Below are 13,000 nucleotides of genomic sequence, written 5' to 3'. Positions count from 1 at the left end.
CAAGGTTTCCTGCGCAACGTTAATCGACGCAGGGTTAGTCGGTCCCTAAGGCGAGGCTGAAAAGCGTAGTCGATGGAAAACAGGTTAATATTCCTGTACTTCTGGTTATTGCGATGGAGGGACGGAGAAGGCTAGGCCAGCTTGGCGTTGGTTGTCCAAGTTTAAGGTGGTAGGCTGAAATCTTAGGTAAATCCGGGGTTTCAAGGCCGAGAGCTGATGACGAGTTGCCTTTAGGCGACGAAGTGGTTGATGCCATGCTTCCAAGAAAAGCTTCTAAGCTTCAGATAACCAGGAACCGTACCCCAAACCGACACAGGTGGTTGGGTAGAGAATACCAAGGCGCTTGAGAGAACTCGGGTGAAGGAACTAGGCAAAATGGCACCGTAACTTCGGGAGAAGGTGCGCCGGTGAGGGTGAAGCACTTGCTGCGTAAGCCCACGCCGGTCGAAGATACCAGGCCGCTGCGACTGTTTATTAAAAACACAGCACTCTGCAAACACGAAAGTGGACGTATAGGGTGTGACGCCTGCCCGGTGCCGGAAGGTTAATTGATGGGGTTAGCTAACGCGAAGCTCTTGATCGAAGCCCCGGTAAACGGCGGCCGTAACTATAACGGTCCTAAGGTAGCGAAATTCCTTGTCGGGTAAGTTCCGACCTGCACGAATGGCGTAACGATGGCGGCGCTGTCTCCACCCGAGACTCAGTGAAATTGAAATCGCTGTGAAGATGCAGTGTATCCGCGGCTAGACGGAAAGACCCCGTGAACCTTTACTATAGCTTTGCACTGGACTTTGAATTTGCTTGTGTAGGATAGGTGGGAGGCTTTGAAGCGTGGACGCCAGTTCGCGTGGAGCCATCCTTGAAATACCACCCTGGCAACTTTGAGGTTCTAACTCAGGTCCGTTATCCGGATCGAGGACAGTGTATGGTGGGTAGTTTGACTGGGGCGGTCTCCTCCTAAAGAGTAACGGAGGAGTACGAAGGTGCGCTCAGACCGGTCGGAAATCGGTCGTAGAGTATAAAGGCAAAAGCGCGCTTGACTGCGAGACAGACACGTCGAGCAGGTACGAAAGTAGGTCTTAGTGATCCGGTGGTTCTGTATGGAAGGGCCATCGCTCAACGGATAAAAGGTACTCCGGGGATAACAGGCTGATACCGCCCAAGAGTTCATATCGACGGCGGTGTTTGGCACCTCGATGTCGGCTCATCACATCCTGGGGCTGAAGCCGGTCCCAAGGGTATGGCTGTTCGCCATTTAAAGTGGTACGCGAGCTGGGTTTAGAACGTCGTGAGACAGTTCGGTCCCTATCTGCCGTGGACGTTTGAGATTTGAGAGGGGCTGCTCCTAGTACGAGAGGACCGGAGTGGACGAACCTCTGGTGTTCCGGTTGTCACGCCAGTGGCATTGCCGGGTAGCTATGTTCGGGAAAGATAACCGCTGAAAGCATCTAAGCGGGAAACTTGCCTCAAGATGAGATCTCACTGGAACCTTGAGTTCCCTGAAGGGCCGTCGAAGACTACGACGTTGATAGGTTGGGTGTGTAAGCGCTGTGAGGCGTTGAGCTAACCAATACTAATTGCCCGTGAGGCTTGACCATATAACACCCAAGCAATCTGTAGACTCGAAAGAGACCAGATTGCGGTGTGTGAAGACGAAGATGAACCGAAAGTTCGACGCTCACAAAACACCTAGCTGTCACATACCCAATTTGCTGAAGCGAGGCCATCCGGTCACGACTCAGTACCCGAATTTCTTGACGACCATAGAGCGTTGGAACCACCTGATCCCATCCCGAACTCAGAAGTGAAACGATGCATCGCCGATGGTAGTGTGGGGTTTCCCCATGTGAGAGTAGGTCATCGTCAAGATTAAATTCCGAAACCCCAATTGCGAAAGCAGTTGGGGTTTTGTTTTGCCCGCAGGAAAGTGCATGGAGAAACTTCCAGCCGTCGCGATCGCAACCATTGGGGAAATCCCTCTGAAATGACCGCCCGGTTTTTGGTATGGTGCAGCTCGTTTTTTAACGGACTGATGTCACGCCCAAGGATCGGCGCTCATTTTTTGTCAAAGAGTGGCTGCAGAAATGCCTGAACCCATCCCCATCAAGGATCACGAAAAAGAGACGCGGCTGGTCAACAAACGCCTGATCGCCTGTGCCCTGTTCGTCTTCGCCATCAGTTGCGCTCTGGTCGTACGCCTGTACATCCTGCAAGTCGTCGAGTTCGACTACCACTCGACCATCTCCGAAAACAATCGCGTCCACGTACTGCCGATCCCGCCGACTCGCGGTTTGATCTACGATCGCAACGGCGTGTTGCTGGCCGACAACCGTCCCAGCTACAACCTGACGATCACAAGAGAACGCGCGACTGACGTCAATCAGGAGCTGGATGAAGTCATCAACCTCCTGCACCTGCCCGCCGAAGACCGAACAGTCTTCGACAAGGCTATGAAACAGTCGCGTCACCCGTTTACACCCGTAACGCTGTTCTATGAGCTGACCGAAGAGCAGATCGCCGTACTCGCCGTCAACGAGTTCCGTCTGCCCGGCCTGGATGTCGAGCCACAATTCGTTCGTAACTACCCGCTGGGCGCGCACTTCGCACACTCGATCGGCTACGTCGGCCGTATCAACGAGAAAGAATCCAAGACCCTCGACTCCGTCGAATATCGCGGCACCCAATCCATTGGCAAGACCGGTATTGAACGCTTCTACGAGCCACAGTTGCACGGCCACGTCGGTTACGAAGAAGTAGAAACCAACGCTCAGGGCCGCGTACTGCGCGTGCTGAAACACACCGATCCGGTGCCAGGCAAAAACATCGTCCTGAGTCTCGACGTCAAACTCCAGGAAGCCGCCGAAGCCGCGTTGGGCGACCGTCGCGGCTCAGTCGTTGCGCTGGACCCATCGACCGGCGAAGTGCTGGCCATGGTCAGCAATCCGAGCTTCGACCCCAACCTGTTCGTGACCGGTATCAGTTCCAAGGAATATTCCGCGCTGCGCGATTCCATTGACCGCCCGCTGTTCAACCGCGTTTTGCGCGGCCTGTACGCACCCGGCTCGACGATCAAACCAGAGGTGGCTATTGCCGGACTCGACGCTGGCGTGGTCACGCCACAAACACGAGTCTTCGACCCTGGTTACTACCAACTACCGGACTTCGACCACAAGTACCGCAACTGGAACCATAGCGGCGATGGCTGGGTGGACATGGACGCAGCGATCATGCGTTCCAACGACACCTACTTCTACGACCTGGCGCACAAGCTCGGCATCGATCGTTTGCATGACTACATGGCGATGTTCGGCCTCGGCGAGAAGGTCTCGCTCGACATGTTCGAAGAGTCGCCCGGTCTGATGCCGTCCCAGGCCTGGAAGCGCGCCACACGCCGTCAAGCCTGGTTCCCCGGCGAAACCGTGATCCTCGGTATCGGTCAGGGCTACATGCAGGTCACGCCGCTGCAACTGGCTCAAGCCACCGCACTGATTGCCAACAAGGGCATCTGGAACCGTCCGCACCTGGCCAAGACTGTCGATGGTGTGGCGCCGGTGGACGAGCACCCGATGCCGAACATCCTGCTCAAGGATCCGCGTGACTGGGAGCAGGTCAACCACGGTATGCAGATGGTGATGCACGACGCCCGAGGCATTGCTCGTGCGGCGGCGGCCGGTGCGCAATACCGCATCGCCGGCAAGAGTGGTACGGCGCAGGTGGTGGCGATCAAGCAGGGCGAGCGCTATAACCGCGAGAAAACCCTCGAGCGCCATCGTGACAACGCCTTGTTCGTTGGCTTTGCGCCCGCTGAACATCCGAAAATCGCGATCTCGGTGATGATCGAAAATGGCGAGGCCGGTGGCCGCGTCGCAGGTCCCGTGGTGCGGCAGATCATGGACGCCTGGCTACTCGACCAGGACGGTCACCTCAAGCCGCAATACGCGGCGCCGACCAAAGCGCCGGGCGATCCCCACGTGTAACCCGCTGCAGCTTCACAGCACAGGCTCACGCAAGCTGAGCATGTGCTGGAAGCTGTCGAGGAACACCGTTTCTGCCTGAGTCATCTTCTGTTCGCGATTCCACAGCAGCTGAATATCGAAATCCACCACCCCATCCTCCGGCGGTAAGCGCCACAGCAAACCCTGTTCGACATCCCGTCGCACCAGGTGAATCGGCAGACAGCCAATCCCGAACCCCGCACAGATCAGACGATAAATCTCTTCGAAACTGGTGGAGGAAGCGACGATCTTGCCGGTAAAGCCCTGCTGGTCACGAAACAGCGTCAACGGCGAAAGATTGCCGCCGAGCTGATCACTGGTAAAGCTGACAAAGTTCTCCGCCGCCAGTTGCTCCAGCGTCAGATTCTGTTGCCCGAACAGTCGATGCCGTTGCCCACAAAAGTACGCATAGCGCTCACGGAACAGTACCCGCTGCTCCAGCCGAGGCTGGGGTAGACGACACAGTCCGACGCCGATCGTAGCGGTCTTTTGCAGCAATGAACTGATGATGTTCGAGCTGCCCATCACCTCGACTTCCAGCTCGATTTTCGGGTGAGTTTCGTGGAAGTCCGCAAGAAACTCATCGTAATGCCGCGCCTGCACGCCACTGACGGTGAGGATACGGATCTTGCCCACGACATCGTCATGGCGGTTCTCGACCACGGTGCCCAGACGGGAAATATCGCCGTAGATATCCGCCGCAATCCGCAGGACTTCTTCCCCGGTTTCTGTCAGATCAAAGCGCCGCCCGCTGCGGGCAATCAACACACAATCCAGTTGTTCTTCGAGACGTTTCAACGCCTGGCTGACCGCCGACTGAGTGATGTGCAGCCGGGCAGCGGCGCGGCTCATGCTGCCTTCCTGACCGATCACCAGATAGGTGCGCAGCAGGTTCCAGTCCAGCCGGTCGTTGAGAAAGCGCCGGCCGACCCAGGGATTAGCGGAAGAAGTCATGTAGTAGCCACGCTAATAGTAAAGATAAGTTTTTGAAAATTGACTAATCCTGTCACGGAAGCGATAAAGCCCACAAGCGCCACAGAGCGTGACCGTCAGCCGCCTCGACACCTGCCCAAAACTATAAATACACAGGGTTCTTGCATGCACACCACCGCTCAGCCGCGTCGCGCCGCGGCCGCTGCCTTCATTGGCACGACCATCGAATTCTACGATTTCTACATCTACGCCACCGCCGCCGCACTGGTGCTCGGGCAAGTGTTTTTCCCCAGCAGTGATCCAGTTACCAGCACGCTCGCCGCGTTCGGCAGTTTCGCCGTTGGCTTCATCGCCCGGCCGATGGCCGGCATGGTGTTCGGTCATCTGGGTGATCGCCTCGGTCGCAAGAAAATGCTCCTGGTGACCATGGCACTGATGGGCCTGGCCACCGCCGGTATCGGTCTGTTGCCGAGTTATGCCAGCGTTGGAATCTGGGCGCCGATAGGGCTGATTGTCCTCCGGTTGATCCAGGGCATTTCTGTCGGCGGCGAGTGGGGCGGGGCGGTGTTGATGGCCAGCGAACACGCCCCGGCCAAACGCAAGACTTTCTATGCCTCGTTCGCCCAGCTCGGCAGCCCGGCGGGTTTGCTGTTGGCGTTGATTGCCTTCCGACTGGTGACGTCGCTGTCGCCGGAAGACTTCCTCGCCTGGGGATGGCGTTTGCCGTTTCTCGCCAGCGGCGTGCTGATGATGGTCGGCTTGATGATCCGTTCCGGTGTACATGAGTCACCGGAATTCGCCAAGGCCAGGGACAACAACGAGACCGCGAAATACCCGGTGAAAGACGTGATCCGCCAATGCTGGCGGCAGATTCTGTTCGCTGCCGCCGCAGTCACTATCGGATCGGCGGGATTCTTCTTCACCAACACGTTCATGATCACTTACGTCACCCAATATCAGGGCATCCCGCGGGCGACCATTCTCGACTGCCTGTTCCTGGTGACGATCATTCAACTGCTCTCGCAACCGTTATCGGCACTGCTCGCCGAGCGCATCGGCGAAGGGCGATTTCTGATGCTGGTGGCGTTGCTGTGCATGGTCACGCCGTACCCGATGTTCCTGCTGGTCGGCACTCAGAACATCCTGTTGATGACCCTCGGCATTGCTGTCGCGGTGGTGATTCTCTCGGCGTTGTATGCGGTGATTGCCGGGTACATGACCCAGGCGTTCCCGGTGCACCTGCGCTACTCGGGCATTTCCATCGCCTACCAGTTGAGCTGCGCCGTCGCCGGCGGTACCACGCCGCTGATCGGCACGCTGTTGGCCAGCAAGTTTTCCGGACAGTGGTTGCCGCTGGCAGTGTTCTTCACGCTGCTGTCCGCGCTGTCCCTGATCGGTGTCTGTGGCCTCGCGCGTCTGCGGGCCAACCCGGTCGTCCTTCATACCAGCAAAGAGGTGTATTCGTGAGTAAGCCCGCCCACATTGACCCGATCGAATGGCAAGCCCGTTGCGAGCTCGCGGCGTTGTACCGCTTGATCGCGCACTTTCGCATGACCGACCTGATCGACACCCACATCACCCTGCGGATTCCGGGGCCTGAGCATCATTTCCTGATCAACCGCTACGGGGTGATTTTCGACCGCATGCGTGCTTCCGATCTGGTGCGCATCGATCAGGACGGACACATCGTCGATCCTGAATACGCCGGGCATCGGGTCAACGCCGCCGGCTTCGTGATCCACTCGGCAATCCACATGGCGCGCCCGGACCTGAACTGCGTGATCCACACCCACACCGCCGCCGGCATGGCTGTCGCCGCGCAGAAACAAGGCCTGCTGCCGATCAGTCAGCACGCACTGAAGTTCTACGGAAAACTCGCGTACCACACCTACGAAGGCATCGCGCTGTCGCTGGATGAACGTGAGCGTTTGATCGCCGACCTCGGCCCGCATCGCGCGATGATCCTGCGCAACCACGGCTTGCTGGTCGGCGGCTCCGGCGTTGCTCAGGCATTCCAGGAAATCCACTTTCTGGAGCGTGCCTGTCAGGCGCAAGTACAGGCGCTGGCCGGCGGATGTGAGCTGCATTTCCCGTCGCCGGAAGTCTGCGCCCACACCGCCGAACAGTTCGACCGTGATGAACAGGACAACATCATCGACCTGGCCTGGGAGGCCGCACTGACCCTGATCGAATCCCAGCGCGAGTCCTATCTGTCATGAACACCGTTGCACTGATGTCCCGCGACACGCTGTTGCTCAAACAACTGCAGGAAGCCTTTGCCCGCCGTGCGCCGCACCTTTCGGCAGTGCTGGCCGACGATCCCCGGGCGGCGAATGCGCAGATCGCCGCGTGCTGGTTTCCGCTGCCGGACAGCCTCGCCGCGTTGCCCAATCTGCAAGTGATTCACTCGGTCGCCGCCGGGATCGATCACCTGGAACACGATCCGTCTTGCCCGGATCTGCCGGTGTGCCGGGTTGTCGATCCCGGCCATCGCCAAGGCATGACCGAGTACGTGCGCTGGGCGGTGATTCACTTTCATCGCGGCTTCGATCAAGTGCTCGAGCAACAGCGCCAACTGCATTGGGAACGACCGCTGCAGCGCCCGGCCCATGAATTCAGGATCGGGGTGATGGGCCTTGGCTCGCTCGGCAGCGCGATCGCCCAAGACCTGACCAGTGCCGGTTACGAAGTGCGAGGCTGGGCGCGCAGCAGCAAGGATTTACCCGGCGTGGAGACCTTCGCCGGCACTGAAGCCTTCAATCCGTTCCTCGACGGCGTGGAGTTGCTGATCAATCTGTTGCCGCTCACCCACGAGACTCGCGGCATCCTCAATCGCCAGACTTTCGAGCGGCTGGCCAATGGCGCGGCGCTGGTCAACGTCGGTCGCGGTGGGCATCTGAACATTGAGGATCTGCAACAGGCGCTGGCCCGTGGAAAGTTGCGCGGTGCACTGCTCGATGTCTTCGAACAGGAACCGCTGCCCGCCGATCATTCGCTGTGGAAAACCCCGGGCGTGACCATCACTCCGCACATGGCCTCGGCGGCCTCCCACGACTGCATCGCCGAACAGATCGCCGAGAACTTCCGCCGTCTGAATGCTGGCGAACCACTGCTCAACAGCGCGGATCGCCTGCTCGGTTACTGATCCGCCAGACAGGCCTGCAAGCGTTCGATGAACAGCGTTTCGGCGCGGCTCATGCGCTGCTCGCGGTTCCACAGCAGATGAATGTCGACATCGGCAATGCCCTCGTGAGGCGGCAGGCGCCAGAGCAATCCAGCCTCGACGTCCGCCGCCACCACGTGCTCCGGCAGGCAACCGATACCGAACCCGGCGATCACCAGTCGCCGCACTTCTTCCAGGCTCGGCGAAGAGGCGACGATGCGCCCACTGAAGCCTTGCTGATCGCGAAAAATCGTCAGCGGCGAGAGCATCCCGCCAATCTGGTCACTGGTGAAACTGACGAAATTCTCCCGCTGCAAATCGCCTTCGCCGATGTCCTGTCGGCCAAACAACGCGTGGTGCTTGCCACAGAAAAATGCATAGCGCTGACGCAGGAACAGGCGCTGTTCCAGACGCGGTTGCGGGCGGCGATTGAGGCTCAGGCCGAGGGTCGCGGTTTTCTCCTGAAGCGCGCTGACGATGTCCGAACTGCGCATCACGTCGACCTCCAGATCCACCCGTGGATACTGCCGATGAAAGTCGGCGAGGAAGTCATCGAAACGCTCGGAAAAGATCCGGCTGATGATCAGCAGTCGCACCTTGCCGATCACTTCGTCGGCCGGTTGTTCCAGCAGGTTGCTGACCTGGGACATTTGCCCGTAGATCTCGCCGGCCAGTTCGAAAATCTGTTCGCCGACTTCGGTGAGGGCAAAGCGCGGGCCGCGCCGGGCAATCAACTGGCGACCCAATTGTTCCTCCAGACGCTTGAGTGCCTGGCTCACCGCCGGTTGGGTCAGGTGCAGACGCGCAGCGGCGCGGCTGATGCTCAGCTCCTGGCCGATCACCCGGAAGGTGCGCAGCAGATTCCAGTCGAGGCGGTCGTTAAGCAGGCGTTGCACATCACGTTCGGCCATGGCGGCTCTCGAATATAAGGTGAGGTAATAATCGGAATAATAAATAGAAAATTGACTAATCATAGCCCCGGGACGATAAATCACCCCACGACAGGCACCGTCAGAGCGCCTCGGATTTACGTTTTCCTCCTGCCAAAAAAACAATCAAAGGAGCCCGACCCCATGAAGCCCCACGCTTCTAACCAGCCGCGCCGTGCGGCGGCCGCAGCCTTCATCGGCACCATGATCGAGTGGTACGACTTTTACATCTACGCCACCGCCGCCGCGCTGGTGTTCGGCGCGCTGTTCTTTCCTTCCGACGATCCGCTGTTCAGCACCATGGCTGCGTTCGGCACCTTCGCCGTGGGCTTCTTTGCCCGGCCGTTGGGCGGGATCATTTTCGGCCACATCGGCGACCGTATCGGCCGCAAGAAATCGCTGATCATCACGCTGTTGATGATGGGCGTAGTGACGGTGTGCATCGGCCTGCTGCCGACTTATGCGCAGATTGGCGCGACGGCACCGGTGCTGCTGATTCTGCTGCGCATCGTCCAGGGCATCGCCGTCGGTGGCGAGTGGGGCGGGGCGGTGTTGATGGCCGGCGAGCATGCACCGAAGGGCCGACGCAATTTCTTCGCCTCGTTCGCGCAACTGGGTAGTCCGGCAGGTTTGATTCTGTCGCTGTTGGCCTTTAGCGCGGTGACCCGTTTGCCGGAAGAAGACCTGATGAGCTGGGGCTGGCGTCTGCCGTTCCTCGCCAGTGCGCTGTTGCTGTTGGTGGGGCTGGCGATTCGCCTGGGCGTGAACGAGTCGCCGGAATTCCTCGCCAGCCGCGAGCAGGCCAGCAAGCAAATCAAAAAAGAACAGGCGCCGGTAATGGATGTGCTGCGCACCGCGTGGCGTCCCCTGTTGCTGTGCATCGGCGCCAACACGCTGGGCATCGCCGGGGTGTATTTCACCAACACCTTCATGATCGCCTACACCACTCAACAACTGGCGCTGCCGCGTTCACTGATTCTCGAATGCCTGTTCTTTGTTGCGCTCATCCAGTTCTGCATTCAGCCGCTGGCGGCGTGGATGGCCGAGAAGATCGGCGCCACGCGTTTCCTGTGCCTGGTGTCACTGCTGGCGATGGCCTCGCCGTACCCGATGTTCGTACTGGTCAGCTCGGCCCAGGCGCCGCTGATCATCCTCGGCATCGCACTGGCGGTGGTGTGCATGGCTTCGTTCTACGCGGTGATCGCCGGGTACGTCAGCGGCATGTTCGAGACTCGCGTGCGCTACACCGCGATCTCGCTGGCCTATCAGATCTGCGGCGCGGTGGCCGGTGGGCTGACGCCGCTGATCGGCACGATGCTGGCGCACAAGTTCACCGGGCAATGGTGGCCGATGGCGCTGTTCTACAGCCTGATCGCCGGCATTTCGCTGGTCTGCGTGCTGTCCCTCGCCCGTCGTCACGCCAGCGCCCAAAGCGCGGAACTGGCCCGTGCCTAACCCGGAATTTCAGGAGAACCTCATGTTGAAGATCAATGGCGAACGCCTTTGGGCGAGCCTGATGGCCATGGCCGAAATCGGTGCGACAGCCCGAGGCGGCAGTTGCCGTCTGGCATTGAGCGACGAAGACAAGGCCGGTCGCGAATTGTTTGCGCACTGGTGCCGCGAAGCCGGCATGACCCTGAGCGTGGACGCCATCGGCAACCTGTTCGCCCGCCGCGCCGGCACCGATCCGGACGCCGCGCCGGTGATGATGGGCAGCCACCTCGACACCCAGCCCGAAGGCGGGCGTTTCGATGGTGTCTACGGCGTGCTCGCCGGCCTGGAAGTGGTGCGTTGCCTCAATGACCTGAACATCCAGACCCGCAAGCCGCTGGAAGTGGCGGTGTGGACCAACGAAGAAGGCGCGCGCTTCACCCCGGCCATGTTCGGCTCGGCAGTGTTCACCGGGATCATGGATCTGAACGCTGCGCTGGCGGTGCGTGATGTCGATGGCATCAGCGTTGCCGAGGCCTTGCAGCGTACCGGTTACGCCGGTGAGCGTCCGTTGGGCGGCGCGGTGGATGCGTATTTTGAAGCGCACATCGAGCAAGGCCCGATCCTCGAAGACAATGCCAAAAGCATCGGCGTGGTCACGGGCGGTCAGGCGATCCGCTGGCTCGACGTGCGCGTGGAAGGCATGGCCGCCCACGCCGGCACCACGCCGATGCCGCTGCGCAAAGATGCGCTGTACGGCGTGGCGCGGATGATTCAGGCGATTGAAGGTCTGGCCGCAGATTTTGCCCCCGAAGGCCTGACCACGGTCGGCGAGTTGAGCATCAACAAGTCCTCGCGCAACACCATTCCGGGGCTGGTGAATTTCACCGTCGATCTGCGTCATCACCGCGACGACGCCATCGCCGCCATGGAACAACAAGTCCGCGCCCGGTTGCAGGCCATCGCCGAAGGCCGAGGCCTGAGCCTGACGATCACCCCGCACTGGATCAGCCCGGCCACGCCGTTCGACGCCGAGTGTGTGGCGGCCGTGCAAGAGGCGGTGGATGCGCTGGGCTACGCTCAGCAATCGATTGTCAGCGGCGCCGGGCATGACGCGATTCACCTGGCGCGCTACTGCCCGACGGCGATGGTGTTCATTCCGTGTGTCGGGGGCTTGAGCCATAACGAGGCCGAAGACGTGTTGCCCGAGGATGTGAAGCAGGGCACCGATGTATTGCTCAACGCCGTGCTGGCCCGCGCCGGTCGAGCCGAATAAACGCAATCCCTGTGGGAGCGAGCTTGCTCCGGGCGGCGATCCGACGAAAGCGGAGTGTCCGTCACTGCAATGTTGGCTGAAAGGACGCATTCGCGGGCAAGCCCGCTCCCACAGTTGGCGGTGCCGGATTCAAGATATTCGTTAACTGACAGGTATCACTATGCGCAGTTTTTTCCACCCCGAACAATTGCTCCACCATCCACGCAGCTATTACTCGCGCGGGCAGATGCGTACGCCGCAGGAAGTCCCCGAGCGTGCCCAGCGTCTGGTGCAGGCCGCTCACGGTCTGGGTTTCAGTGTCGATCAGCCGGTCGATGCAGGTCTCGCACCCTTGCTGGCGGTGCATGGCGCGCCGTATCTGACGTTCCTTCAGGAAGCGCATGCACGCTGGAAAGAAATCCCCGAAGACTGGGGCGACGAGGTGATGTCGAACATCTTCGTCCGCGAACCCAATGCCTTGCGCGGCATCCTCGCCCAGGCGGCGCGCTATCTGGCGGACGGCAGTTGCCCGGTCGGCGAGCAGACCTGGCGCTCGGCGTACTGGTCGGCGCAAAGCGCAGTGGCCGGGGCTCAGGCGTTGATCGATGGCGAGCCGGCGGCCTACGCCTTGTGCCGTCCGCCGGGGCATCATGCCCGGGCCGAAGCGGCGGGTGGTTTCTGCTACGTGAACAATGCTGCGGTGGCGGCGCAGGTGCTACGCGACAAGTTTGAAAAAGTCGCGGTGCTCGACACCGACATGCACCACGGTCAGGGCATCCAGGAGATTTTCTACGACCGCGATGACGTGCTCTACGTCTCGGTGCACGGCGATCCGACCAACTTCTATCCGGGCGTCGCCGGGTTTGCTGATGAGCGTGGCAGCGGCGCGGGGGAGGGCTTCAACCTCAACCTGCCGATGGCCCATGGTTCAAGCGAGGCGGATTTCCTCGGGCAACTGGACGTCGCGTTGAACGCGGTACGCGAGTTCGGCGCCGAGGTGCTGGTGCTGTCGCTGGGCTTCGATATCTATGAGCTGGACCCGCAAAGCAAAGTCGCCGTGACTCGGGAAGGCTTTGCGGCACTGGGTGAGCGCATCCGTAGCTTGGGCCTGCCGTGCCTGATCGTGCAGGAAGGTGGGTATCACCTGGAAAGTCTCGAAGACAACGCCCGGGCGTTTTTCGTGAATGCCGAGGTGTGGCAGTTCTGAAATTGATGTGATCCGACGGCCGCCATCGCTGGCAAGCCAGCTCCCACAGTACTGTGGTTGACTACGGAATTTGCGGCCACGCTAAAC

9 protein-coding genes and 2 rRNA genes (1 of these 11 only partly in view) are annotated in these 13,000 nt (G+C 60.1%); 9 read left to right on the top strand and 2 right to left on the bottom strand.

Features of this window, described 5'->3' with window-relative positions; all coding sequences use genetic code 11:
• The 3 genes from IHQ43_RS20005 to mrdA form a co-directional block, all read left to right on the top strand.
• Nucleotides 1–1,598: ribosomal RNA gene (locus tag IHQ43_RS20005) — 23S ribosomal RNA — on the top strand; it begins 1,293 nt to the left of the window's first position.
• A gap of 155 nt (nt 1,599–1,753) precedes the next feature.
• A 5S ribosomal RNA gene (rrf, locus tag IHQ43_RS20000) occupies nt 1,754–1,869 on the top strand.
• 215 nt (nt 1,870–2,084) lie between these two features.
• On the top strand, nt 2,085–3,977 hold the full coding sequence (gene mrdA, locus IHQ43_RS19995; protein WP_192561841.1) for a penicillin-binding protein 2: 1,893 nt from the start codon (nt 2,085–2,087) through the stop codon (nt 3,975–3,977).
• Nucleotides 3,978–3,989: 12 nt separating this feature from the next.
• On the opposite strand, the gene IHQ43_RS19990 is transcribed toward mrdA, so the two are convergent.
• The gene (locus IHQ43_RS19990; protein WP_192561840.1) at nt 3,990–4,949 is read right to left on the bottom strand and encodes a LysR family transcriptional regulator; all 960 of its coding nucleotides are present in this window, start codon (nt 4,947–4,949) and stop codon (nt 3,990–3,992) included.
• Nucleotides 4,950–5,093: 144 nt separating this feature from the next.
• On the opposite strand from IHQ43_RS19990, the gene IHQ43_RS19985 reads away from it, so the two are divergent.
• Genes IHQ43_RS19985 through IHQ43_RS19975 form a run of 3 tightly spaced genes read left to right on the top strand, consistent with a single transcriptional unit; the run spans nt 5,094 to nt 8,073 of the window.
• Nucleotides 5,094–6,395 carry an MFS transporter gene (locus IHQ43_RS19985; RefSeq protein ID WP_192561839.1) on the top strand — a complete coding sequence of 434 codons (1,302 nt, stop codon included), beginning with the start codon at nt 5,094–5,096 and terminating at the stop codon, nt 6,393–6,395.
• Complete coding sequence (locus tag IHQ43_RS19980; RefSeq protein WP_192561838.1) at nt 6,392–7,147, top strand: class II aldolase/adducin family protein; 756 nt, start codon at nt 6,392–6,394, stop codon at nt 7,145–7,147. Before IHQ43_RS19985 ends, IHQ43_RS19980 begins: the two co-directional genes overlap by 4 nt.
• Complete coding sequence (locus IHQ43_RS19975) at nt 7,144–8,073, top strand: 2-hydroxyacid dehydrogenase (RefSeq protein ID WP_192561837.1); 930 nt, start codon at nt 7,144–7,146, stop codon at nt 8,071–8,073. Before IHQ43_RS19980 ends, IHQ43_RS19975 begins: the two co-directional genes overlap by 4 nt.
• Here the strand turns inward: IHQ43_RS19975 and IHQ43_RS19970 are convergent.
• On the bottom strand, nt 8,067–9,002 hold the full coding sequence (locus IHQ43_RS19970; protein ID WP_192561836.1) for a LysR family transcriptional regulator: 936 nt from the start codon (nt 9,000–9,002) through the stop codon (nt 8,067–8,069). The genes IHQ43_RS19975 and IHQ43_RS19970 overlap by 7 nt on opposite strands.
• A gap of 162 nt (nt 9,003–9,164) precedes the next feature.
• On the opposite strand from IHQ43_RS19970, the gene IHQ43_RS19965 reads away from it, so the two are divergent.
• From IHQ43_RS19965 to IHQ43_RS19955, 3 genes are all read left to right on the top strand, one after another.
• Entirely contained in the window at nt 9,165–10,475 is a 1,311-nt protein-coding gene (locus IHQ43_RS19965) for an MFS transporter (RefSeq protein ID WP_192561835.1), read from the top strand.
• A gap of 22 nt (nt 10,476–10,497) precedes the next feature.
• Entirely contained in the window at nt 10,498–11,727 is a 1,230-nt protein-coding gene (locus IHQ43_RS19960; protein WP_192561834.1) for a Zn-dependent hydrolase, read from the top strand.
• Nucleotides 11,728–11,887: 160 nt separating this feature from the next.
• A complete protein-coding gene (locus IHQ43_RS19955; protein WP_192561833.1) occupies nt 11,888–12,913 on the top strand; it encodes a histone deacetylase family protein in 1,026 nt (341 codons plus the stop codon).
• The last annotated feature ends 87 nt before the right edge of the window (nt 12,914–13,000 follow it).

The organism is Pseudomonas gozinkensis (assembly GCF_014863585.1).
Classification (GTDB): Bacteria; Pseudomonadota; Gammaproteobacteria; order Pseudomonadales; family Pseudomonadaceae; genus Aquipseudomonas; species Aquipseudomonas gozinkensis.
Note: the sequence above shows the minus strand (reverse complement) of the source record. Positions and strands in the feature narration are given on the sequence as shown.

Excerpts from the sequence above, each read along its gene's own strand:
- mrdA (WP_192561841.1), top strand. The coding sequence starts at position 2,085 with ATGCCTGAACCCATCCCCATCAAGGATCACGAAAAAGAGACGCGGCTG.
- IHQ43_RS19990 (WP_192561840.1), bottom strand. The coding sequence starts at position 4,949 with ATGACTTCTTCCGCTAATCCCTGGGTCGGCCGGCGCTTTCTCAACGAC.
- IHQ43_RS19985 (WP_192561839.1), top strand. The coding sequence starts at position 5,094 with ATGCACACCACCGCTCAGCCGCGTCGCGCCGCGGCCGCTGCCTTCATT.
- IHQ43_RS19975 (WP_192561837.1), top strand. The coding sequence starts at position 7,144 with ATGAACACCGTTGCACTGATGTCCCGCGACACGCTGTTGCTCAAACAA.
- IHQ43_RS19970 (WP_192561836.1), bottom strand. The coding sequence starts at position 9,002 with ATGGCCGAACGTGATGTGCAACGCCTGCTTAACGACCGCCTCGACTGG.
- IHQ43_RS19965 (WP_192561835.1), top strand. The coding sequence starts at position 9,165 with ATGAAGCCCCACGCTTCTAACCAGCCGCGCCGTGCGGCGGCCGCAGCC.
- IHQ43_RS19960 (WP_192561834.1), top strand. The coding sequence starts at position 10,498 with ATGTTGAAGATCAATGGCGAACGCCTTTGGGCGAGCCTGATGGCCATG.
- IHQ43_RS19955 (WP_192561833.1), top strand. The coding sequence starts at position 11,888 with ATGCGCAGTTTTTTCCACCCCGAACAATTGCTCCACCATCCACGCAGC.